At 68.4% G+C, this 21,223-nt stretch carries 21 protein-coding genes and 1 pseudogene; 16 read left to right on the top strand and 6 right to left on the bottom strand.

What is annotated here, in order from left to right:
* Window positions 1-42 precede the first annotated feature (42 nt).
* On the bottom strand, window positions 43-468 hold the full coding sequence (locus OV208_RS32465) for a DoxX family protein (RefSeq protein WP_267577801.1): 426 nt from the start codon (window positions 466-468) through the stop codon (window positions 43-45).
* Window positions 469-590: 122 nt separating this feature from the next.
* Between OV208_RS32465 and OV208_RS32460 the strand changes: the two genes are divergently transcribed.
* A complete protein-coding gene (locus OV208_RS32460) occupies window positions 591-956 on the top strand; it encodes a winged helix-turn-helix transcriptional regulator (protein ID WP_267577800.1) in 366 nt (121 codons plus the stop codon).
* Window positions 957-991: 35 nt separating this feature from the next.
* Entirely contained in the window at window positions 992-1,531 is a 540-nt protein-coding gene (locus OV208_RS32455; RefSeq protein ID WP_267577799.1) for an AAA family ATPase, read from the top strand.
* Between the two features lie 27 nt (window positions 1,532-1,558).
* Here the strand turns inward: OV208_RS32455 and OV208_RS32450 are convergent, their stop codons facing one another.
* A complete protein-coding gene (locus OV208_RS32450; protein WP_267577798.1) occupies window positions 1,559-1,963 on the bottom strand; it encodes a DoxX family protein in 405 nt (134 codons plus the stop codon).
* A gap of 249 nt (window positions 1,964-2,212) precedes the next feature.
* Between OV208_RS32450 and OV208_RS32445 the strand changes: the two genes are divergently transcribed.
* Complete coding sequence (locus tag OV208_RS32445) at window positions 2,213-4,297, top strand: PHB depolymerase family esterase (protein ID WP_267577797.1); 2,085 nt, start codon at window positions 2,213-2,215, stop codon at window positions 4,295-4,297.
* 106 nt (window positions 4,298-4,403) lie between these two features.
* Here the strand turns inward: OV208_RS32445 and OV208_RS32440 are convergent, their stop codons facing one another.
* Window positions 4,404-5,000, bottom strand: a complete 597-nt coding sequence (locus OV208_RS32440) for a glutathione S-transferase family protein (RefSeq protein WP_267577796.1) — start codon at window positions 4,998-5,000, stop codon at window positions 4,404-4,406.
* Window positions 5,001-5,106: 106 nt separating this feature from the next.
* Here OV208_RS32440 and OV208_RS32435 point away from each other — a divergent pair, with 106 nt between their 5' ends.
* A complete protein-coding gene (locus tag OV208_RS32435; protein ID WP_267577795.1) occupies window positions 5,107-6,006 on the top strand; it encodes a LysR family transcriptional regulator in 900 nt (299 codons plus the stop codon).
* Between the two features lie 48 nt (window positions 6,007-6,054).
* On the opposite strand, the gene OV208_RS32430 is transcribed toward OV208_RS32435, so the two are convergent.
* On the bottom strand, window positions 6,055-7,014 hold the full coding sequence (locus OV208_RS32430; RefSeq protein WP_267577794.1) for a hypothetical protein: 960 nt from the start codon (window positions 7,012-7,014) through the stop codon (window positions 6,055-6,057).
* Window positions 7,015-7,245: 231 nt separating this feature from the next.
* Between OV208_RS32430 and OV208_RS32425 the strand changes: the two are divergent.
* Window positions 7,246-7,695 (top strand): annotated as a pseudogene (locus OV208_RS32425) (LysR substrate-binding domain-containing protein); the annotation flags it as partial.
* On the opposite strand, the gene OV208_RS32420 reads toward OV208_RS32425, so the two are convergent.
* On the bottom strand, window positions 7,655-8,557 hold the full coding sequence (locus OV208_RS32420; protein WP_267577793.1) for a hypothetical protein: 903 nt from the start codon (window positions 8,555-8,557) through the stop codon (window positions 7,655-7,657). The pseudogene OV208_RS32425 and the gene OV208_RS32420 overlap by 41 nt on opposite strands.
* Before the next feature lie 524 nt (window positions 8,558-9,081).
* Between OV208_RS32420 and OV208_RS32415 the strand changes: the two genes are divergently transcribed.
* The 3 genes from OV208_RS32415 (at window position 9,082) to hxsC (ending at window position 10,684) form a co-directional block, all read left to right on the top strand.
* Entirely contained in the window at window positions 9,082-9,522 is a 441-nt protein-coding gene (locus OV208_RS32415) for a hypothetical protein (RefSeq protein WP_267577792.1), read from the top strand.
* Between the two features lie 81 nt (window positions 9,523-9,603).
* Window positions 9,604-9,909, top strand: a complete 306-nt coding sequence (locus tag OV208_RS32410) for a hypothetical protein (protein ID WP_267577791.1) — start codon at window positions 9,604-9,606, stop codon at window positions 9,907-9,909.
* A 64-nt stretch (window positions 9,910-9,973) separates the two neighbouring features.
* Window positions 9,974-10,684 carry a His-Xaa-Ser system radical SAM maturase HxsC gene (gene hxsC, locus OV208_RS32405; protein ID WP_267577790.1) on the top strand — a complete coding sequence of 237 codons (711 nt, stop codon included), beginning with the start codon at window positions 9,974-9,976 and terminating at the stop codon, window positions 10,682-10,684.
* Between the two features lie 12 nt (window positions 10,685-10,696).
* Here the strand turns inward: hxsC and OV208_RS32400 are convergent, their stop codons facing one another.
* Window positions 10,697-11,146 carry a helix-turn-helix domain-containing protein gene (locus OV208_RS32400; RefSeq protein ID WP_267577789.1) on the bottom strand — a complete coding sequence of 150 codons (450 nt, stop codon included), beginning with the start codon at window positions 11,144-11,146 and terminating at the stop codon, window positions 10,697-10,699.
* A gap of 191 nt (window positions 11,147-11,337) precedes the next feature.
* On the opposite strand from OV208_RS32400, the gene OV208_RS32395 reads away from it, so the two are divergent.
* The 8 genes from OV208_RS32395 (at window position 11,338) to OV208_RS32360 (ending at window position 21,199) form a co-directional block, all read left to right on the top strand.
* Entirely contained in the window at window positions 11,338-12,243 is a 906-nt protein-coding gene (locus OV208_RS32395; RefSeq protein WP_267577788.1) for a protein kinase domain-containing protein, read from the top strand.
* A 2-nt stretch (window positions 12,244-12,245) separates the two neighbouring features.
* Entirely contained in the window at window positions 12,246-12,566 is a 321-nt protein-coding gene (locus tag OV208_RS32390) for a hypothetical protein (protein WP_267577787.1), read from the top strand.
* Between the two features lie 453 nt (window positions 12,567-13,019).
* Entirely contained in the window at window positions 13,020-13,412 is a 393-nt protein-coding gene (locus OV208_RS32385; protein WP_267577786.1) for an alpha/beta fold hydrolase, read from the top strand.
* 208 nt (window positions 13,413-13,620) lie between these two features.
* Window positions 13,621-15,750, top strand: a complete 2,130-nt coding sequence (locus OV208_RS32380) for a two-component system sensor histidine kinase NtrB (RefSeq protein WP_267577785.1) — start codon at window positions 13,621-13,623, stop codon at window positions 15,748-15,750.
* Window positions 15,740-17,116 (top strand): sigma-54-dependent transcriptional regulator, encoded by a 1,377-nt coding sequence (locus tag OV208_RS32375; RefSeq protein ID WP_267577784.1) that lies wholly within the window; start codon window positions 15,740-15,742, stop codon window positions 17,114-17,116. Before OV208_RS32380 ends, OV208_RS32375 begins: the two co-directional genes overlap by 11 nt.
* An 88-nt stretch (window positions 17,117-17,204) precedes the next feature.
* The gene (locus OV208_RS32370; protein WP_267577783.1) at window positions 17,205-17,729 is read left to right on the top strand and encodes an OmpA family protein; all 525 of its coding nucleotides are present in this window, start codon (window positions 17,205-17,207) and stop codon (window positions 17,727-17,729) included.
* A 30-nt stretch (window positions 17,730-17,759) separates the two neighbouring features.
* The gene (locus tag OV208_RS32365) at window positions 17,760-18,560 is read left to right on the top strand and encodes a DUF3014 domain-containing protein (protein WP_267577782.1); all 801 of its coding nucleotides are present in this window, start codon (window positions 17,760-17,762) and stop codon (window positions 18,558-18,560) included.
* Window positions 18,561-18,808: 248 nt separating this feature from the next.
* Window positions 18,809-21,199, top strand: a complete 2,391-nt coding sequence (locus OV208_RS32360; RefSeq protein ID WP_267577781.1) for a PQQ-dependent sugar dehydrogenase — start codon at window positions 18,809-18,811, stop codon at window positions 21,197-21,199.
* Window positions 21,200-21,223: the final 24 nt, after the last annotated feature.

The following is a 21,223-nucleotide window of genomic DNA, read 5'->3' as shown; positions in this document are numbered from 1 at the left end:
CCTCGCCCTGCGCCCGCTGCTCCTACCGCGCGCCCCTGCCCGTCAAACCCGAGGCTGGATGGGAGCCCGGTAGCGTCGCCCCCAGAAGACGAAGAGCGACAGCGCGACGAGCAGGAAGTTGAAGGGGGTATTCGCTGCCTCTCCGCGCGAGAAGTGGAAGACGATCGCACTGACCTGAAGCGCGGCGCAGCCCAGCGCGGCGAGGACGGTCAAGCCCGGTTTGATCCGCGTGAAGGAGGGCAGGACGATGCCCAGCCCGCCGCAGAGATCGATCACCGCCGTCGCTTGTAGGAACGCCTCCGGAACCTGTCCCGCCCACGGAATCATCGCGGCGAGCTGTGGGGCCGGCGTCATGAGCTTCCAGAAGCCCGTCCCGACGAAGACGAGCCCCAGGAGCGCCTGGACGACCCACAGGCTGACGGGAAGGGCTTTGGACGGTGTCGCGCTGCTGGCGATCGCAGGAGTCATGGCGTTCCTCTCGGTTCCTTGGTTACTTTCATGTGCCTGGTTACGGAAAGTGACCTTGGTTGTTTCGCATGCCGTGCGGGCACCGGGAAGGAGGCACATTGAAGTCACTAGGGAACGGAAAGATGACCCGGCGCTACGACGAGGATTGCGTCGCGACGCGTGAGATCCTGAGCCTGGTGGGGGACAAGTGGAGCGTGATGGTCATCGTCAACCTCGCCGGAGGTGCGATGCGCTTCAGCGACCTCAAGCGGGCCATCGAAGGCATCTCGCAGCGCATGCTGACCCTCACGCTGCGCGGACTGGAGCAGGACGGGCTCGTGAAGCGGACCGTCTTCCCAACGACTCCGCCGCGCGTGGACTACGAACTCACGCGGCTCGGACAAACGCTGATCGAGCCGGTGAGCGCGCTCGCGATCTGGGCGCAAACCCACCGGCCGGAGATTGAGCGCGCCCGCGAAGCCTTCCAACGCGCTGCCGGATCGAAGTAGATGCGCCGCGCGTCCAACTGCTAGAGCACGCATGCATGCGAATCGCCGTCACCGGGACTCATCGCGCGGGGAAGTCCACGCTCATCGACGAGTTGTCCGACCTCCTCCCTGACCATGTGACGGTGGATGAGCCGTATCACCAGATGGAAGAAGAGGGTTACGTGTTCGCGGAGTCCCCGTCGGTCGAGGACTTCGAAGCGCAGCTTACGCGGTCCCTCGCGAACCTGGAGGAAGGACCCGGCGACGTGGTGTTCGACCGATGTCCGGTGGACTTCATCGGATACCTGTTGGCCCATGAGGACCGCGACGCGTTCGACCTTGAAGCGTGGCTCCCGCGCGTCCGCGCCGCCCTGCGGAAGATCGATCTGATCGTCCTGGTCGGGCTTGAGCGACCGGACCGGATCTCGCTCTCTGCCTCGGACGACGAGGAGCTACGCTTGGCTGTCGACGAGAAGCTGAAGGAGCTCCTCCTCGAGGATCCTCACGCCTTTGAAGTGGAGGTGCTCGAGGTTGAAGGTTCTCCGCGAGCGCGTGCGAAGCAGGTTCTCGCGCACCTTGCGGACGCATCCCGGTAAGGGGAGGAGCGCGCAGCGCCCGGGGGCTCACGCGCGTTTCGTGCCCTGGCGCGCGGCGTCGACACTCCAGATGCCCGAGCCGTGCGCGGCGATGAAGAGGAACACGAAGCAATAGAGCGCCGCGAGCTCGCCCTGGTTCGCGATGGGGATGAGGTTGCCCTTCGCGGGAATCACGTGTCCGAGAAAGAAGGCGAACGCCATCGTGCCGCTCGCGATGAACGCCGCGGGGCCGGTCAAAAATCCGATCGCGACGAGCGCGCCGCCCACGAACTCGATGATGCCCGCGCCGTAGACGACGAACGCCGGCGCCCCGGCGGGCACGCCTCCGAACATGCCGAAGAGCTTCTGCAGCCCATGCTGCATGAACATCAGTCCCGCCATGATTCGGAGCAGCGCGTAGATGCGTTCGGCGTGGGGTCGCAGGAATCCCATGTGGTTCTCCGGTCGTGAGGCGCGGCAGTGTACGGCGGCCTCCTCCTGACCGTGGTCGCTGGCGGAGGATGCTCGACGCGCGGACCGTCCTGGCGTCCGCACGTGAACAGACCTCTTCCGGTTGGGAAGCCCAGGGATGGCGCAATGCGCAAAGGCTCTCATCCGCAGAAGTTGATGCATGATTCAGGAATCATCTGGGCGTCTTCACTCAAGGTGATACCTTGCGCCCTTCTTCAAGGGAGGCTTTCCATGCAGGGCCAGCGCTTTGGACGTCTTTGCTGTGGGCTCCTCGCGGTGACGGTCCTGGGGTGCGGCCCCCTGGGGAGTCCGGCGGATGAGTCTTCCGGGGAAGCCTCGGGAATCGTCGAGGTCCAGAGCGCGCTGACGCAGGTCACCAGCTTCGGTACCAACCCCGGCGGCCTGAGGATGTGGACGCACGTGCCGGCCAGCATGCCCGCCAACGCGCCCCTGATCGTCGCGCTGCATGGCTGTACCCAGTCGGCGGCAGCCTACGCGTCCACCGGATGGAACGCGCTGGGCGACACGCTCAAGTTCTACGTCGTCTATCCGGAGCAGGTGAGCGGCAACAACTCGACCAACTGCTTCAACTGGTTCGAGCCTGGGGACACCGCACGCGGCCAGGGCGAGGCGCTCTCCATCAAGCAGATGGTGGACCAGATGAAGGCCACCTACTCCATTGATCCGAGCCGCGTGTTCGTCACCGGCCTGTCGGCCGGCGGCGCGATGACGCACGTGATGGCCGCCACCTACCCGGATGTCTTCTCCGGCGCGGCGGTGATGGCGGGCATTCCATACAAGTGCGCCACTTCGATGACGCAAGGCTTCAGTTGCATGAGCCCGGGCGTGGACAAGACGCCCACCGCCTGGAGGGACTTGGTGCGGGGCGCCTTCCCTTCCTATACGGGCGCTTACCCGCGCATCTCCATCTGGCACGGCACCTCCGACTTCACCGTGAAGAACTCCAACCTCACCGAGGGGGTGGAGCAATGGACGGCGGTGCACGGCATCGACCTGCAGGAGGACCTCAGCGAGACGGTCGCCGGCTACCCCCACAAGGTCTACAGGGACGCTGCGGGCAAGGCGCTGGTGGAGACCTACTCCCTCACCGGCATGGGGCATGGGACGCCCATTGATCCGGCGTTCAAGTTCCCCGGGACCACCGTGGCCTGCGGCACGGCGGGCGCCTACGTGCTGGACACGGACATCTGCTCCACGTGGTACGTGGCGAAGTTCTTCGGCCTGGACAACACCGACTCGGTCATCCCCACCGTGAGTCTCTCTGCGCCGGGCCAGGGCTCCACCGTGAGCGGAACGGTGCAGGTGACCGCCACCGCTTCGGACAACGTGGGCGTCGCGCGGGTCGAGTTCTTCATCGACAACGCGCTGGTCGGCACCGACCCGACCGCGCCCTACGCGTTCACCTGGAACAGCGCCACGGCGACCAATGGCCCCCACGTGCTGATGGCCAGGGCCTACGACGCGGCGGGCAACACCGCCGCCTCCAGCACCGTCACGGTCACCGTCACCGGGGGCGCCTCCGACACGACCGCCCCCACCGTGAGCTTCACCTCTCCCACGGGCGGCGCCACCCTCTCGGGAACGGTCACCCTGAGCGCCAACGCGGCGGATGACCGGGGCGTGACGAAGGTGGACTTCCTCGTCGATGGCGCGGTGGTGGGGCAGGGGACGGCGCGGCAGGCCGGGCTCTTCGATTTCAACTGGGACACCACGTCCTACGCCACCGGGACGCACACGCTCCAGGCGCGTGCCTACGACGCGGCGGGCAACTCGGCTGCCTCCGCTTCGGTGCAGGTGACGGTGGCCCCGGCGGCGGTGGGCTTCACCGAAAGCTTCTCGACCAACGGGCCGGACAACGCGGGCTGGAGCCTCACCGGGTGGGCGCTGGACGCCAGCGACCAGACGGGCAGCACCGCCAGCAAGTCCATCCTCGGAGCGGCCACCGCGGCCTTCAACACCGTCACCCGGACGGCCAGCATCAGCGTGGCGCTGCCGGCCAACCCCCGGCTGACCTACTGGCGCAAGTTGGACCTGTCCGGCGCCAACATCTCCGCCTCGGCTGCCTTCCGCGTCATCGTCAATGTTGGCGGCGTGGACACCGTGGTGGACTCGGCGGTGAAGAGCGGCCTGGGCACCCTCACCGAGGCCAACTGGACGCAGCGTGCGGACCTCGACCTGTCGGCGTTCGCGAACAAGAACGTCACCCTCAAGTTCGTCGTCACCGTCACGGACACCAGCACCAACAACCTCAGCCGGGCCAAGGCGTGGGTGGACAGCATCCGTGTGGGGCCGTAGCTCGGCTGCTCCACGGTGAGGGCCTGGGCGGAATCACTCCCGGTGGGTAGGGCGCGGCGCGGTGGAAGCCGCGCATCCTGGCTGGAGGGCTGAGCACCTCCAGCGCTCACCCCGCGACGGCCCGTCTCGTGGCGGGGCGCTTCGTGTGGCGCATGACGTAGTCGGTGAGCCGAGGGTATTTCTCAAGCAGCTTCAGCGTGTTCGCCAGGTGGAGGACCGACGCCAGGCTCAGGTCGGCGGTGGTGAAGGCGTTGCCCACGGCGAACTCCCTGCCTCCGAGCCGGTTGTCGATGACCGTGAGCACTTCGTCGAGCCGGGCATGCTGCTTTTCCAGGTGCGTCTTCTGCTCCGCGGGTAGCTGCGCGTTGCGGTGGTGCTCCATCACCACGGGCTCGAGCGTCACCTCTGCGAAGAGCACCCACTGGAGGTAGGGGCCGCGCTCGGGCGAACCCGGATGAGGCGCCAGGTGCTTCTCCGGAAAGCGGTCGGCCAGATGCAGGAGGATCGCCGACGACTCGAAGAGCGTCACGTCCCCATCCACCAGGACGGGGACTTCGCCGAAGGGGTTCAGCGCCAGGTAGTCCGGCGTTCTGTTTTCCTGCTTCGCCAGGTCGAGCTTCACCAGCTCGTAGGGCACTTCAAGCTCCTCGAGCAGCCAGCGATGACGGGTCGCCCGGGTCCTGGGGGCGAAGTAGAGCTTCATGTGAGCACTCCTGGAAGTGGGTCCAGCCGCGACAACCCTGCGGTCCTTGGCGCCGCCAGACAATGGGGCGCCGCACGAACTCATTGTCAGGGTAGCCTTGACGGTCATGATCTCACCCGCCGACATGGTCCTCTTCGCGACGGTCGTCCGAGAAGGCAGCTTCACCCGAGCGGCGCGACAGCTCGGCATCACCAAGCAGACCATCAGCGAGCGGATCAGCAAGCTGGAGGATCAGCTCGGGGTGCGACTCCTGGAGCGGACGACGCGGCGGCTGCGGGTGACGGGGGCGGGAGCGACCTACTCCGACCGTTGCGCCGCCATCGCCGCGCAGATCGACGAGGCCAACAGCGAGGTGCAGCAGCAGGAGGCGGAACCGGTCGGCCTGCTGCGGGTGTCCTCGCCGATGCTCTACGGACGCCGCTACCTGGCTCCTGTTGTCGCTGAGTTCCTGGGCCGCTACCCCAAGGCGAGGGTCGAACTGGTGCTGGCGGATCGCCGCATCAACCTCATCGAGGAGGGGCTGGATCTCGCGCTCCACATGGGCACGCTCGACGACTCGTCGCTCGTCGCGCGCAAGCTGGGCGAGGGACCCGTGTACTTCGTCGCGAGCCCCGGGTTCCTGGCGAAGTACGGGACGCCGAGCGCCAGGGAACTCCAAGCCTCACGTTGCATTGGCTTCAGTGCTTTCGAGACGTGGAGGGTCGAGGGCTTGAAGGTGCGAATCGATCCGGTGTTGACCGTGAATGACCTGGAGGTGGCGTGCGAGGCGGCGCTCGCCGGGGTCGGCGTCGCATGCGTTCCGGCGCTCCTCTGCCGTGACGCGGTCCGTGACGGTCGGCTCAAGGTCCTCTTCGGCCCCAAGCCCGCGATGCTGCGGGCCGCTCACGTCGTCTACCCGAGCCGGCTGAACCTTCCGACCAAGGTCCGGCTCTTCGTCGAGACGCTGGCCACCCGGGTCGCGCCGATGCTGCCATTGCATGCAGGGGCGCGACGCAGGCGCTCGTGACGGGGTGAATCTCCCGGGTCCGGTCAGCTCACCGGTGCTGGGCTCGACCTATGGCGTGCCGCAGGCCAGGCAGTCCGGGGAACAACTGTCGTAGGTCTTGTCCGTGCCGCATGACTCGGTGAACTGACAGATGCCATCCCCGCACGTGTAGATGTCCTGGGGGCGCAGGTAGGTGGTGACGGGCACGTAGGAGACGCCATTGACGACGCAGCTCTTCCAGAAGGCGTTCGTCGCATCGCGGGTGCAGACGCTGGCACACGGGCCCATGTGCACGATGGGAGGACACTCCGTGTTCTCGCCCTTCGCCTTGGAGGACAATCCGCAGGCCCGAGCGGTGCTCTCCTTCTTCTTGAGGACGCGGTCGCTGCCAGCGAAGACACCCTCGCCGGTGAACAGGTTGCCGAAGAAACAGGCCTCCGGCTCCGAGTAGGCGGCGGCCTCGCTGGACGTCACGGTGAGGGTGGCTCCCGCCGAATCACGGCCCCGCACCGAGATGGGAACCGAAACGCCGAACTTGTTGACGTGCGCGGCGAGGCAGGCGGAGAGCCGCTGTTGCTCCGCCACGGTGGCGAGGCTGCCATTGGTCCAGGCGGTGGCCAGGCCCAGGTGGCCCGCCCAGGAATGGCGGGCGCCCGTGACAGGATTGGTCCAGGTGCGCGTCTGGCCGGAGGGCAGGGCGCAGGCAACGACATACTTCATCACCCTGTCGGAGTATGCGACGGACTCATTGCCGTTGAACCAGTCCACGAACGAAACGGCGGACAGTCCATTCGTGGAGAGCCCATTCGTGGACAGGCCGTTCGTGGACAGTCCATTCGTGGACAGGCCATTCGTGGACAACCCATTCGTGGACAGTCCGTTGGTCGCGAGGGTCTCCTGGGCAATCCAGCCTCGCTCCAGGGGAGGCGATTCGTCCAGCGCGTCTCCGACGCAGCCTCCCGCGCCCAGAAGCAGCCCCAGGCACACGCCGGCAACGACCCATTCCAGGTGCGACGTCTGTGTTTTCATTGAAGCCCCCCACATATGACATCCAGTGGACCGGGCCCGCGGCAGCCGCAGGCCAGGATTCACCGAAGCCTAGCGAGCGCGGCTCATGAAAACTTCCACCCTCGCGTGAGGGGTTGGACTGACCTGGCCCCGGGCTTCCCGCCCGCCGGGCTCGCCTGCCAATCAATTCCTACCCAGGAAGGAGGGTCGTGGGGTGGTGCCTCCTCGCGGCCACTCAGCGAACGGTCATAGGTGGAGGTCATCGCCGAGAACCGATTCGTGGACATCGTGGCGAAGGGCTACGACGCGGGCGTGCGCCTGCACGAGGCCCTTGAGCGCGACAGGGTGCAGGTGCGCCTGACCGGCGGTTTCCGCTTCGTCGTGGTGGGTGCCCCCTCGTATCTCAAGCGACACGGCACGCCCCAGCGTCCCGAGGACCTGCTGCGCCACGAGTGCTTCACCCTCCGCATGCCTTCGAGCGGCGGGCTCTACGCCTGGGAGTTGGAGCGTGGGCGCAGGAACTGGCGGGTGCCGGTGCGAGGCGGCGTGCTCACCAACAACCGCGAGCTGACGCTGGCCCTTGTGGAGCAGGGCCTGGGGCTGGCGTACGCCTTCGAGCCGGCGGTGAAGGAGCAGCTGCGCACGGGGCCGCTGCGCCTCTTCATCGAGGTGGCCAAGGAGTTCGCCGTGAAGACAGTGTGATGCCAGCCCTCTGGCGCGCCCGGCGTCGCCAGACCTGGAGCGTGGCCAGGAGGCCGAACGCCGTGAGACCTCCGCCGGACTGCGAGCACCCCTCAGGCACGGGTTTCTCGGGTTCGGGTTCGCACACGGGCTCTTCTTTCGGGCACGTCAGCTCGAAGGAGATCTCCAGGGAGGGCAGCGGCGTGCCTGACTGTTCGAGCACCGGACTCAGCGTGGCCACGTGCCTTCCGGGGGGAAGTCCCTGGTCCGTGGGAGGAGGCTGCTCCGGCAGGACCTCGCAGACCGAATAGAGGGTCAGCAGATCATGCGGGGCCTTGGAGCGGTCCTGGAGCCTGACGGTGCCCGCTGAATCCACCGAGCCGTGCGGCGCCGTGGCCCACGTCTGTCCATCCACCACCAGCGTCCAGTGCACCCACGGCAGGAAGGGCACCAGCTCAGGCCTGGGCGTGAAGTCCAGCGTCACCGTGCTGCCCTTCACGCCCACAGAGCAGGACCCGCCGCCCCAGACCTGGAAGGCGCCGTACTGCTCCGGCCTGGCAAGCAAGTACCCCGACGTCGCCGGAAGCGCGACCGCCGGGCCCGCCGTGAAGGCCGTCGCCACGGTGTCCCATTCCTCTGAATCGCCCTGGCACGGGCTGCTGCCCTCCAGGCGATAGCCGGTTCCTGGCACGAGTGGAGCGGCCGGAACGAGGAGCCCGCTTCCGTGGGGTCCCGGCAGGAGGCTCGCCTCCACGTCGGCGCCTTGCTCCGTGCGCAGACGCAGGCTTCCGGCGTCGAAGGTGTTCAGAAGCGGTGGCACCACCACCAACGCCGGTACGTTCGCGGGCACGACCGCGTCCGGGGGCAGCGGGAAGCGGATCATCTGTGGGTCGCACGCGATGCTGCTGCAGGCCTCCGCGGAAGGGGGCAGCGTAACCCCCCATCCGAGCAACAACGTCCCTGCGCCCAGGGCCTTTCACCCGCGCGTCGTCATGGCCTTGAGACACGCGAGCCCGGTGCGTTGGGACATGGCGCTTTCGAAATGAGGAGGCGCGCGGGGACGACCGTCTCCATGCGCCAGACCGCCGCCATGTCGGGTCCTCCAAGCAGGCGCGGTGGAGAGGGGAGCGCGGGGCTTGAGGCAGCGGCCAGGAAGGCGCTGCCGCCACGAGGGGCCTTTCGCGGAGGTTCCCAGTGGTCCTGGTGGACGGCTGACACTTCGAGGTGGATCGCCCGGTCTTGGCTTCTTCCGCTCGGACTCGGGCCGCGTCTCCCATGCGTAGTCACCCCTGGGGGAGACGCCCAGGTGACGACAGAGGCCCGCGGTGGGATGGAGTCCAGGACCCGGGCGTGAGCCCCGAGGCCGACGGCATCCGGGCCGTGGCTTCCTGAAGCCATCCTCCCTCCTTGGAGGGATATGCACCCGAAGCGCATTCCGGCATCATTTCGCCTGCGGGCCTGGGCATTGGCGCGCTCGTCTACAACTACGACGGTGCCGTCTACGCCTCCGACGAAGGTCGGATGCTGGCGGAGATGGGCGACCTGTCCTTCCTGTTTGGCCACGTGGACAGCGATGACCACGCCGCCCTCCTGACGCCCGAAACCCTGTTTGCCCACTTGAGCGACACGATGCTGGAGAGGGCGCCCATGTGCAGCGACTGTGCGTTCCTCCCGTTGTGTGGCGCGGATCCGGTCTTCCACCGCGCGACACAGGGGGATGCCTTGGGGCACAAGGCCTTCAGCGCCTTCAGCGCCTTCTGCAAGAAGCAGATGGCGGTGCTCCGGCACCTCATCACCCTGCTGGAGGACGACCCGTCGGCCCGCGAGACGCTGCTCGGGTGGTTGTGAGCCATGATGCCTTCCTTGTCAGCACCGGGCCTCCGTCCCCTGTCCCGCCCGTCTCCCCATCCGTTCCTCGGTCGGATCCGCGTGGGAGCCCAGGCTGTGCCGGATGGCGAGGCGCCGGAAATCCTGCTCGTGCGTGAGTCGCGGGGACCCTTGCCCCCGGGCTTCCGGGCGTACCTGCTGGAGGCCGAGTCCCCGGACGTGAATGTCCCCGATGCCTACGTGATGCCCCCGGGCCTGTTGGCGCTCGCGGAAGGGGACGTGGTGCGGGTGGAGCCTTCGCAGGGAAGGGTGAGCGCGCTCTATCGGAAGGAGTCGTTGTCCAACAGCCTGCTGGTCACGGAGCGATGCGACAACTACTGCCTGATGTGTTCGCAGCCGCCGCGCTAGCACGATGACACCTGGCTGCTGGAGGAGCTGATGGAACTCATCCCGCTCATCTCCCGGGAGACCCGTGAACTGGGCATCACGGGAGGAGAGCCCGGGCTGCTGGGGGGAGGGGCTGCTGCGGCTCGTGGATCGGTTGAAGACGCACCTGCCGGCGACGGCGGTCCACATGCTCTCCAATGGCTGGCGCTTCTCGGAGGAGGGCTTCGCCCAGGGGCTGGGCCGGTTGCGGCATTGGGGCCTGATGGTGGGCATCCCGCTGTACTCCGGCCTGCCCGAGGAGCACGACCACGTCGTGCAGGCACGGGGCGCGTACGACGACACCCTTCGTGGCATCTTGAACCTGAAGCGGGTGGGCGTCCGGGTGGAGTTCCGGGTCGTCATCCATGCGCTCACCCACGAGCGTCTTCCGGAACTGGCGCGCTTCATCGCCCGGAACCTGCTCTTCGTGGACCACGTCGCGCTGATGGGACTAGAGCTGATGGGCTTCGCGAAGACGAACCTGCCGAAGCTCTGGGTGGATCCGCTCGACTACCGGGAGCCCCTGCGCGCGGCGGTGCGGGTCCTGGACCGGGCAGGCGTCAGCACCTCCCTCTACAACCATCCGTTCTGCGTTCTGCCCACGGACCTCCACCCCTTCGTGCGGAAGAGCATCTCCGACTGGAAGAACATCTACTTCCGCGAGTGCGAAGGCTGTTCCCTGAAAGAAGCCTGTGGCGGGTTCTTCGCCTCGTCGTCGCTCAGGCGCAGCCGGGGCATCGCGCCTGGGCGCCCGTGACGCGGCTGGGGCCTACTGGGGCTTGGGCTTGGGCCCTGGAGTGGGCTCCGGGGGCGGCTTAGCGTCGTCTCCAACGACCGCCGCCACCGCGAACATCACCAGTCCCACGAAGCCCGCCAGCGCGAGCAACTCTCCCCATCCTGAAGAGGCCTTGGGCTGGTTGGTCACCGCCTCCGCCGCCCGCTGCGCGCGCTTCATCGCGTCGAGGACCTGGGCATTCAGTTGCTGCACGTCGAGCCCGAATGCCTGGGCAATCTGGTTGAAGTGGTACGCGTCCGGCTGCTTCCCGCTCTCGATCTTCGACAGCATCGACTGGGAGATGCCCAGCCGATGGGCCAGCTCCGCCTGGGTCATGTTCCCGTGCTGCTTCCGGAGCTGGGCAATCACCTGACCCAGCACCAGTCCGTAGGCCTCGCCCTCCTTGGAGTCCGGACCGCCAGGGCCGTTGTGCGCACGCGTCATGACCCCTCGTTCATAAACCGCGGGCCGGGACGCTTCCAGGTCAAAGGAGTGGGTCTGGGTAAAATGGAATAAAATTCCCATGTCAGCTTGCCATCTATAATCCGTGGGTTAATTCAGGAAGCCCTCGTATGCCAGCCTGGTGGTCTACTCCGCCAGTCCCCCCTGGCATGAGGCATCTGGGAGAGAAAACCATGAAAATTCAAGGACATATCACGGTGCTGCAGGAACTCACGGGCGGTGGCCTGGGGAAGCTCCTGAAGTGTCGGGACGAGGCGGGACAGTTGTTTGTCGTCAAAGCTCCGAAGGACGCCTCGCCGGAGAACCAGCAACTCATCGACGACGAGGTCCGGCGGTTCCAGCGGCACCAGGGACGCTACGTCGTGCGGTATTTCGAGCCCGTGTTGGTGGATGGGCGCCGGGGCTTCGCGATGGAGTTGATGGATGGGGACCTCACGCTCCTGGTCCGGCAGCGGCTGTCCGTGGAGCGGGTGTTGGGCTACCTGTTCACGGTGGTCCAGGGGCTGGAGGAGGTTCACGCCTCCGCGCGGGGCGCGTTCCACGGGGACCTCAAGACCGGGAACATCCTGCACAAGGACGGGGTCGCGAAGCTCGCGGACTTCGGCCTCGCCCGGGGTGGCCTGGGACAGACGGTCATGCTCGGCCAGCACAACGGTGGAACCCCGGGCTACATGCCTCCGGAGGGGCTGGCGTCCCCGTTCGGAGACATCTACTCGCTGGGGGCGGTGGCGTTCGCGCTCCTCGTGGGCCGGGAGCCCCATGCCCACGAGGTGTTGCGGATCCAGATTTCGGGAGCGCCCGACCTGGAGCAGCTCATCAACCAGATGCTTGCGATCCAGCCGGGCATGCGGCCCAGCATCCGTCAGATCCGGGTGCGGATCGAAGCGCTGCGGGGCCAAGCGCTGGCCCCGGTGCAGCATTTCCTTCCGAAGCGCAATGTGCTCCGGACCCCGCTCGCTCCGCTTCCGCCTCCTGCCCCGGCTCCGGCCCCTTCTTCGTCGGGTTCTGGCGTAGGGATCGCGGTGGCCCTGGCTGCGGTCGTGGGCTTCGGCTTCCTCCTGGCGGCGAGCAAGGACTGACCATGGCCGAGTCACGCGCGCATCAGAGGGCGAAGTTCCGCTCCGCAGGCTTCGGTGGCCAGATCGAAGTCCCGCTACCCAGCGGCAGGCGGCTGGACGCTCTATCGTGGAATGGCGTCTGGGCAACGGAGGTGGAGACGTCCGGCTCCTTCGGGCGACTCCAACTCGCGGTGGAACGGCTCCTGGAGAGTGGGGCCCGCCAGCGGGTGCTCAAGGTTCCCTATCGCCACATGCGGCTCGCGGCTGCGGTACTCCGGAGCATGGACGTTTCCGCCTGGGTGCGGAACATGGACGGGTCGGAGGAACTCTTCGTCCGGATCTGAGCGGGTGGTGAGGCGCTCCGGGAGACTGGCTCCTGGAGATCCCCCCATCATGAGCGGAGCAGGGGAGCAGAGCGCCCCGGGCAGGGGAGACGCAGGAGCGGATGCAGGAGCTAATGTCGCGAGTGGACTTTCCGGCTTACGCCGTCGTACCGCGTCCTCGCGCCGGATCTCTTCGGGTTCGGACAGAGCGACCGGCCCGGCGACTGGCGCACGTACTTCCTGCCCTGGCACGTGGAGAACCTGTGATCCTGGTTCGAGCAGGTGCGGCCCGGCCGTTTCCACCTCGTCGTGCATGATTTCGGCGGCCCCATCGCGTTGCCGCTTGCCCTCGCGGCCCCGGAGCAGGTGCTCAGCCTCACGGTGATCCAACGCTAGCTCTGGGACCTGAAGGCCCCGAACATCGACAACGCGCTGATGCGGTGGCTGTATCTCTCCGGGAACTTTTCTGCGCGGATGATGGTGAAGCTGTCCTGGGGCCGCCGGTTGAAGCTGACTCGGGAGCTGCACCGCTCCTTCCTCTCCCAGTTCCCGGACCGGGCTTCGCGAATGGGTACCTGGGGCTTCGCGCGCTCCGCGTCTCAAGAGGGGCTGTGGCTGGACGCTCAGGGCCAGTCCCTGGGCCGGCTCGCGGACCTGCCGACCCTGCTCGTCTGGGGCAAGGCTGATGCACTGGTCAAGCCCGAGCACCTGCTCCGGTGGAAGCAGGCGCTTCCGCAAGCGAAGGTGCTCGAGTTCGATGACGTGGGCCACTTCCCGCAACTGGAAGCGCCGGAGGAGCAGGGTTCCGCGCTGCTCGAACACCTGGCGTCCGCCGCCAGCCCGGGAAGGCGACCTCGACGGAATTGACCTTGCACCGCTGAGCAAGCCTGGTCCTCGGAGTGGCTGCTCACCTGTACTGGCGTGCCGGGCTCCTGCGGGGCCCCGCGAGGAGGGCGCGGCAAAGTGCCATTCCAGGAGGGGCGATTTGCGGCGGTCCCCGGGGGCCAGGGGAACTTCGCCTCTGTGGGGGAACGGTTGGCCCGGGCCTTGCGTTGTGGGGACTCCCTCCCGTCCCATGCACCGCCTCCTCGCCCCCCTCCTCCTGCTCATCCTCGCCCTGGCCCTCGTGACGGGCGGGGCCGTGAGTTTCATCCAGCGCGACCGGCAGGCGCTCGTGGATCAATTCGCGAGGGATCGTCAGGCCCAGCTCGAGGAGGCCGCCAGTGGCGTCGCCCGCTCCCTCGAGGACCTGGGGGACAACCTGCGCTTCGCGAGCGAGCTGCTCGCCCAGCCGGGCTCCACCGGGGACCACCACAACGAGCTGCGTGCCCTGCTGGAGTCGGTGGGCCAGTACCGGGCCATCGCGGTCCACGGCCCGGATGGCGCCGAGCGCCTCTTCCTGGTGGACCGCAAATCGCGCCACCTGCCGAGGGAGTCCGTCCATCCACCGGCCCTGGCGGACACCGCGCGACAGGCGCGCGAGGCCCCCGCGGGCTACGTCATCCCCTCGTACCCCATCGAGGGCGCACCCTCCGGCTCCGGATGGATGCGCGTCTTCGCGACCCGCATCGACTCCGAGGCGCCCGGGGGCGGAGGCACCGTCGCCATCCTCGTGGACACCGAGCCGCTCTTCGCGCCGCTGCGCATGGTGACGGTGGACGGGAACACCCGGCTGCTGTTGCTGGGGGCCCACGGCATGCCCGCTCCCATGAGCGACCCGGGCCTGGTGGCGTGGCACCGACGCATGCAGGAGCCGGCGGGAGCGCTCGTGTCGGGCCTGCTCGCACTGGAGGAACGCATGCGCGCGGGCGCCTCCGGAACGCTGCGGATCCCCGAAGCCGAGGCGCAGCGGCTGGGCCTGGGGCTGGCGGACGCGGTGGCCACCTTCCGCCCGCTGCGCATGCGCGGCGAGGCCTCCTGGTCCGTGGCGACGTTGTCCTCCACCAGCGCGCTGCGCTCCCATGAGCGCACCCTGGTGCTGCGCCTGTCGCTGGCGGCGCTCCTCATCGCGGTGTTCCTGGTGGCGTTCGGAACCTACGTGGTGCTGGCCAACCGCCGGGCCGTGGCGCTCAGCGAGAGCCGCCGCCACGCCGCCCGCTTCGCCCACCTGCATGAGAAGACGCAGAAGATCCTCGACCACATCCCCACGGGCATCCTCGCCCTGAGCCACGAGGGCCGCATCAGCGGAGTGAATCAGGCCCTGCGCTCCCGCCTGCCGCCCAGCGCGGTGGGCAGCACCCTCCCGGAGGCCTTCCCCACCGCCCCCGCCGCCGCGGTGCAACGGCTGGTCGCGCTGGTGGCCTCCGCGCGCGCCCTGGGTGTCGTGCGCAGCCTGCACGGTGAGCCGCTCAGCCTCTTCACGGAGAAGGACCAGTACAACGTCCACTCCGTTCCGTTGGAGCACGGAGACGGTGAGGTCAGCACGCTGCTGGTGCTGGAGGATTTGAGCAACGTGCGCATGCTGGAGGACCAGCTCCTGCGGGCGGAGAAGCTGGCCACGGTGGGCGTGCTCGCGGCGGGTGTGGCCCACGAGATTGGCACCCCGCTGGGCATCATCCGCGGCCATGCGGAGTACATGCTCAAGAAGGTGGGCGGCGTGGAGCACCCGCAGGGCAGGGGCCTCAACGCCATCGTCACGCAGATCGACCGGGTGAGCCGCATCATCCGCCAGTTGTTGGACCTCTCGCGGCTCCAGCCCGCCCGCGCCGCGGCCGTCCCGCTCGTCCCCGTGGTGCGGGGCCTCCAGGAGCTGCTCGACGTGGAGGCCGAGCGACGGCACCTCGACTTCGAACTGGACGTGCCCGAACGGCTGCCCTGCCTCGCGGCGGACGCGGATCAACTCCAGCAGGTGTTGCTCAACCTCACCCTCAACGCCTGTGACGCGTGCAGCGCCGGAGGCCGGGTGAAGCTGAGCGCGGCGGCCTTCGCGGGGTCGGGCGCCCAGGCGCTGGAGATGGTGGAGATCCGCATCCAGGACGACGGCCGGGGTATCGCGCCGGAGCATCTGCACCAGGTGTTCGACCCGTTCTTCACCACCAAGAAGCGGGGCCAGGGCACGGGCCTGGGCTTGAGCGTGGTGGCGCAGATCGTCCGCAACCACGGTGGCCAGATCGGGGTCGACAGCGAGCCCGGCCGGGGCACCGTCGTCACGCTGCGGTGGCCGGTGGCCGCCGCCCCCAATTGGGAGGAACGACATGCCGTCTAGCGCGCACATCCTCGTGGTGGATGACCATGAAGAGATGGGACAGATGTTGAAGGAGCCGCTCACGGACGCCGGCTATCGCGTGGACCTCTCCTCGAGCGGCGCGGACGCCATCGTCCAGTTGCGCTCGCGCCTCTACGACGTCGTCCTGTGCGACCTGCGCATGGAGGACGTGGACGGAATGGACGTGCTCGCGGCGGCGAGGAAGCACGACCCGGAGCTGCCCGTCCTGCTGATGACCGCGTTCGGAGCGGTGGAGAGCGCGGTGGAGGCCATGAAGCGCGGCGCCTACCACTACCTCACCAAGCCCTTCCGGCTGGACGAGGTGTTGCTCCACGTGGGACGGGCGCTGGAGGCCCGGCGCCTGCGCGCCGAACACCGCGACCTCAAGCGCCAGGTGGCCCAGCGCAGCGGCTTGGGGTCCCTGCTGGGCCACAGCATGCCCATGCGCACGCTGTACGAACTCATCGAGCGCGTGGCCAGTTCGGAGGCCCCGGTGTTGATCCGGGGGGAGAGCGGTAGCGGCAAGGAGCTGGTGGCGCGGGCGCTCCACTCCGAGGGGGCGCGCAGCCAGCAGCCCTTCGTGGCGGTCAACTGCACGGCGCTGCCCCACGCCCTGTTGGAGAGCGAATTGTTCGGCCACCTCAAGGGGGCCTTCAGCGGCGCCACCACCACGCGCCGGGGCCTCTTCGTCGAGGCGGACGGCGGCACGCTCTTCCTGGATGAAATCGGGGACATGCCTCCGGAGCTCCAGGCGAAGCTGCTGCGAGTCCTGCAGGACGGCGAGGTGCGGGCCGTGGGGGCGGACGGTTCCCGCCGGGTGGACGTGCGCATCCTCGCCGCCACGCACCAGGACCTGGAGGCACAGGTGAAGGAGGGGCGCTTCCGGGCGGACCTCTTCTACCGGCTCAACGTCGTCTCGCTGCGCATTCCGCCGCTGCGTGAGCGCACGGAGGACATCCCGAAGCTCGCGGAGCACTTCGTGGCGCAGGCGCGCCTGCGCAATCCGCGCTCGCCGGTGGGCGCGTTGGCCCCGGAGGTCGTGGCCGCGCTCACGCGCATGCCCTGGCCCGGCAACGTCCGCGAATTGGAGAACCTGATGGAGCGCCTGGTGGTGCTGGGCGCGCAGCCCACCGTGGACCTGTCCATGCTGCGGCTGAACTGCGTGGACGTCGCGGCACCGGAAGTCCACCCGCTGGCCGCGGCCCACGGGCAGGTGGTGCCGTTGCGGCAGCTCGAAGGTGAATACATCGCCTGGGTGGTCGCACGCTGTGGAGGCAACAAGACGCGCGCCGCGGAGCTGCTGGGGATTGATGTCTCCACCATCCACCGCAGGGAGCGGACCGACAGCGGCATTTCGCAACGTTAGAACGCCGCGCTTTGCCAGCCGTGGCGCCGCACGGTGCGCGGCTCCAGACGAGAAGACAGCGGCACAGCCCTTGCTCATGTGCAAGGGCATGAACCGAACCCTCCTCCTCCTTCTCCTTACGACCGTTGGACTCACGGGGTGCGCGAGGCGCGCCGCCAATCCGAGCACCGCTGACGCCGCGGCCCGGCCGCCACCGACCGTCGCGAGGGATCGCGACGCCGCCGCACCGCCCGCGCTTGATGACACGGAGCAGGCGCTGGCGGCGCTCAGGGCCGCGCCCATCTACTTCACGCTCGACTCGTCCAGTCTCCCGCCCGAAGCAGGCGATGAGCTGACGCGGATTGCACAGGCATTGCGCCAGCGCTCCATCGCGAAGGTGACGGTGTCAGGCCATACGTGTGAGCTGGGAACCACGGAATACAACGTCGCCTTGGGACAGCGTCGCGCCGCCAGCGTGCGCGCGTACCTGATGCGGTTGGGGGTCGAACCCGAGCGCATCTCCGTCGTCTCCTACGGTGAGGAGCGGCCCGCGGACGTGGACGCTCCCGCGAAGAACCGGCGCGCCGAGTTCTCCTTCCGCCTGTCCGAACAAGCCCATGCGGGCGAGCTGTAGTTCCTTCTCCACGGACTGGATCCCCTCCCCATGAGCCCCACCGACAACGCCCCCGTCCCGCCGTCCTCTCCTCGTTCCCTGCGCTGGCCCCTGGGCATCGCCGTCCTGGTTTCGCTCCTGGGCGGGGCTGGCATCTTCTTCTTCCTGCGCACGCCGGAGCCGCCGCCCGCGCCCACGCCCGCGTTCGCGGAGTCCCCGCCGCCGGCCCCGCCCCCGCCGCCCGCGGTGCAGCTCTCCGGCACGGACCCTCGCGTACGCGAGCTCTTGAAGGGGCTCTCCAGTGACGCGGACTTCGCCCGCTGGCTGGCCGCGGAGGACCTGGTCCGCCGCTTCGCCGCCGCGACGAACCTGGTCGCCGAAGGTCAGAGCCCGCGAATGCCGCTGTCGTTCATGGCGCCCGCCGGAGGCTTCCAGGTCACGAAGCGCAAAGGCCGTACCCTGATGGCGCCGGAGAGCACCGCCCGCTACGATATCCCGGCGCGGGTCATCGCGTCCCTGGATGTGAAGGCCGTGCAGCGGGTGTATCAGGAGCTCAAGCCCCTGCTGGACGCGGCCCACGCGGAGCTGGCCCCGCCGGGACGCGGTCTGGACCCGACGCTGTCACAGGCCATCGCCCGGCTCACCCGCGTCCCGGTCCCACGAGCACCGGTGGAGCTCACGCCCAAGGGTGCGCTCTACGTGTACGCGGATCCGAACCTGGAGGCGCTGGGCGCGGCGGAGAAGCACCTGCTGCGCATGGGCCCGGACAACATGCGCAAGGTGCAGGCGAAGCTCACCGAACTCGCGACCGCGCTGGGCCTGCCGTCGACGGAGCAGGCCCGCCAGCCGTAGCGGGTGAACGGGGCCAACGCGTCCATGCCCCCGAAGGCACGGCCGTGCGACCCGCAGAGGAAACGGGGGCGAAGTGGCTGACAGCACTCCGGGGCCTGGGGGGCGGATGGCCGAGGGAAGGGGAGGTGCCAGCTTCCCGCCTCTTGCCATCCTCCCACCCAAGGGACGCTTTCATGCTGTCATTGCGACGCTGTCTGCCTTGCCTCACGGTCCTTCTCCAGCTCTGTCTGGGATGGGGGGCACCGGCAGTGGCCCAGCCCAGGGCCCCCCTCGCCCTGCCCGGAGGCTTCTCCTCCGAGCTCGTGGTCGCCGGCCTGCACTACCCGACGACGTTCGCGTCCCTTCCCGATGGGCGCCTGCTCATCGCGGAGAAGGAAGGGGTGGTCCGGCTCTTCAAGGACGGCTTGCTCCAGCCTGTGCCCTTCATCGACATCCGTGGGCGGGTGAACTCGCACCATGATCGCGGGCTGCTAGGGCTCGCGGTGGATCCGGACTTCGCCACCAATGGCTTCATCTACCTGCTCTACGCCTACGACGACGATGACACGGATGACTCCGGGCCGAAGACGTCGCGGCTGGCGCGCTACACCACCGAAGGGGACATGGCTTCGCCCGCGAGTGAGGTCGTGCTGCTCGGCACCGCGGTGGGTAACTCCTGCAATGACCTTCCCGAGGGGGCCGACTGCATCCCCTCCGACAGTCCTTCGCACTCCGTGGGCACTGTCCGGTTCGCGCCGGACGGCACCCTCTTCGTGACGTCAGGAGATGGCGCCAGCTTCGACGCGGTCGACGACGACGCGCTGCGGGCGCAGCGCCTGGACTCACTCGCGGGCAAGGTCCTGCGCATCACCCGCTCGGGCGAGGGCGTGGCCTCGAACCCGTTCTGGAACGGGGATGCCGGGGCCAACCGCTCCAAGGTGTGGGCGCTGGGGCTGCGCAATCCCTATCGCTTCAGCCTGCGCCCGGGCACCTCCACGCCCTACCTGGGCGACGTCGGCTGGGGCAACTACGAGGAGATCAACGTCGCGCTCCCGGGGGCGAACCTGGGCTGGCCCTGCTACGAGGGGGCCTTCCGCCAGAGCGGCTACGAACCCAAGGCCCTCTGCCAGGCGCTCTATGCACGAGGGCCCGACGCGGTGCGAGCTCCGCTGTACGTCTGGGACCACGGCGTCGGCCAGACGGCCACGGGCGGCGCCTTCTACACGGGCTCCGCGTACCCGGAGACGTGGCGGGGCACCTACTTCTTCGGCGACTACAGCCAGCAATGGATCCGCTCCCTGCGGGTGGATGCGGATGATCAGCTCGTGCCCGACAGCGTGACGCTGTTCGCGACCGGGGTGGGTGGGCTGGTCGAGCTCGGCATCGGGCCGGACTCCAACCTCTTCTTCGTGGACATCTTCGCGGGCGAGCTGCGCCGCATCCGCTACACGGTGGGGAACACGCCGCCCGTCGCGGTGGCCTCGGCGATGCCGATAGAGGGGGCGCCTGCCCTGCTCGTGCGCTTCTCCAGCGCGGGCTCCAGCGACGCGGACGGTGACACGCTCCAGTACCAGTGGGACTTCGGGGACGGCTCCCCCGTGTCGGCGCTGCCCTCTCCGGAGCACACGTATGTCGCGGCCGGCACCTACGTGGCCCGGCTGACCGTCAGCGATGGACGCGGCGGCAGCCATTCCGCCACCGTGAGCATCTCCGTGGGCAACCTGGCGCCCGTCGTGGCCATCCACTCACCCTCGGAGGCGTTCCGTTTCAAGGTCGGCGACGTGGTGGCCTATTCGGGTTCGGCGAGCGACGCCGAGGACGGCCCCATTCCCGATGACCGGCTGGCGTGGACCGTCACCTTGCGCCACTGCACGGCGGGGGCCTGTCATTCCCATCCGTACTCCACGAGCACGGGTGCGGCCGGGTCGTTCACCGTCCCGGACCACGGAGACGAGGTGCACTTCGAACTCACGCTGACCGCGACCGATTCAGCGGGGCTGATGGGCAGCCGGACGATCACGGTGCAGCCGCAGCTCGTGCAGGTGACGCTCCGGACGTCACCGCCGGGGCTGGAGCTGGTGTTCGACGGCACGAGCGCGACGGAGCCCCGGGTCCGCCAGGTCATCGTCGGCTCCACGCACACCGTCATCGCGCCGTCGCCGCAAGGCGTCTTCGAGTTCCGCGAGTGGTCGGACGGCGGGGCCGCGGAGCACGTCATCCAGGTCGGTCCGAGCGACGCCAGCTACACGGCCTACTTCGAATCCGTCACCCCCGCAGAGTGCCCGCTCGGACAGTATCGGGCGGAGTACTTCGGCAACCGGTACCTGGCGGACTCCCCCGCGCGGGTGCGCTGCGAGGGGGCGCCGCTCGCGCGTGTCTGGGGCACGGGCAGCCCCGTGCCGGAAGTCGGGCCCGACGACTTTTCCGTGCGCTGGACGGGACGGTTCTACTTCGTGTCAGGCATGCACTACTTCATCGCCCAGGCGGATGACGGCATCCGCGTGTTCGTGGACGGCGTCCGCATCATCAACGGGTGGAGGGACCAGTCGACCACGAGCTTCTTCGTGGGACGCTGGATGCGCGCTGGCGAGCACACGGTGGTCATCGAGTACTACGAGCACGGGGGAGATGCCGTGGCCGGGCTCCGCTGGATTCGCTGAGCCCGGCGCCGCGGTTTCACCTGC

Origin of the sequence: Corallococcus sp. bb12-1, from assembly GCF_026626765.1 — a bacterium.
Lineage (GTDB): Bacteria > Myxococcota > Myxococcia > Myxococcales > Myxococcaceae > Corallococcus > Corallococcus terminator.
The sequence above is the reverse complement of the archived record's forward strand: the minus strand, read 5'-3'. Positions and strand labels throughout refer to the sequence as shown.

What these genes read in the sequence shown, in the direction of transcription:
- OV208_RS32395 (WP_267577788.1), top strand. Translation starts at nt 11,338, where the DNA reads ATGAAAATTCAAGGACATATCACGGTGCTGCAGGAACTCACGGGCGGT.
- OV208_RS32420 (WP_267577793.1), bottom strand. Translation starts at nt 8,557, where the DNA reads ATGATCCGCTTCCCGCTGCCCCCGGACGCGGTCGTGCCCGCGAACGTA.
- OV208_RS32365 (WP_267577782.1), top strand. Translation starts at nt 17,760, where the DNA reads ATGAGCCCCACCGACAACGCCCCCGTCCCGCCGTCCTCTCCTCGTTCC.
- OV208_RS32400 (WP_267577789.1), bottom strand. Translation starts at nt 11,146, where the DNA reads ATGACGCGTGCGCACAACGGCCCTGGCGGTCCGGACTCCAAGGAGGGC.
- OV208_RS32430 (WP_267577794.1), bottom strand. Translation starts at nt 7,014, where the DNA reads ATGAAAACACAGACGTCGCACCTGGAATGGGTCGTTGCCGGCGTGTGC.
- OV208_RS32385 (WP_267577786.1), top strand. Translation starts at nt 13,020, where the DNA reads ATGATGGTGAAGCTGTCCTGGGGCCGCCGGTTGAAGCTGACTCGGGAG.
- OV208_RS32465 (WP_267577801.1), bottom strand. Translation starts at nt 468, where the DNA reads ATGACTCCTGCGATCGCCAGCAGCGCGACACCGTCCAAAGCCCTTCCC.
- OV208_RS32460 (WP_267577800.1), top strand. Translation starts at nt 591, where the DNA reads ATGACCCGGCGCTACGACGAGGATTGCGTCGCGACGCGTGAGATCCTG.
- OV208_RS32450 (WP_267577798.1), bottom strand. Translation starts at nt 1,963, where the DNA reads ATGGGATTCCTGCGACCCCACGCCGAACGCATCTACGCGCTGCTCCGA.
- OV208_RS32380 (WP_267577785.1), top strand. Translation starts at nt 13,621, where the DNA reads ATGCACCGCCTCCTCGCCCCCCTCCTCCTGCTCATCCTCGCCCTGGCC.
- OV208_RS32440 (WP_267577796.1), bottom strand. Translation starts at nt 5,000, where the DNA reads ATGAAGCTCTACTTCGCCCCCAGGACCCGGGCGACCCGTCATCGCTGG.
- OV208_RS32375 (WP_267577784.1), top strand. Translation starts at nt 15,740, where the DNA reads ATGCCGTCTAGCGCGCACATCCTCGTGGTGGATGACCATGAAGAGATG.
- OV208_RS32390 (WP_267577787.1), top strand. Translation starts at nt 12,246, where the DNA reads ATGGCCGAGTCACGCGCGCATCAGAGGGCGAAGTTCCGCTCCGCAGGC.
- OV208_RS32455 (WP_267577799.1), top strand. Translation starts at nt 992, where the DNA reads ATGCGAATCGCCGTCACCGGGACTCATCGCGCGGGGAAGTCCACGCTC.
- OV208_RS32435 (WP_267577795.1), top strand. Translation starts at nt 5,107, where the DNA reads ATGATCTCACCCGCCGACATGGTCCTCTTCGCGACGGTCGTCCGAGAA.
- OV208_RS32370 (WP_267577783.1), top strand. Translation starts at nt 17,205, where the DNA reads ATGAACCGAACCCTCCTCCTCCTTCTCCTTACGACCGTTGGACTCACG.
- OV208_RS32445 (WP_267577797.1), top strand. Translation starts at nt 2,213, where the DNA reads ATGCAGGGCCAGCGCTTTGGACGTCTTTGCTGTGGGCTCCTCGCGGTG.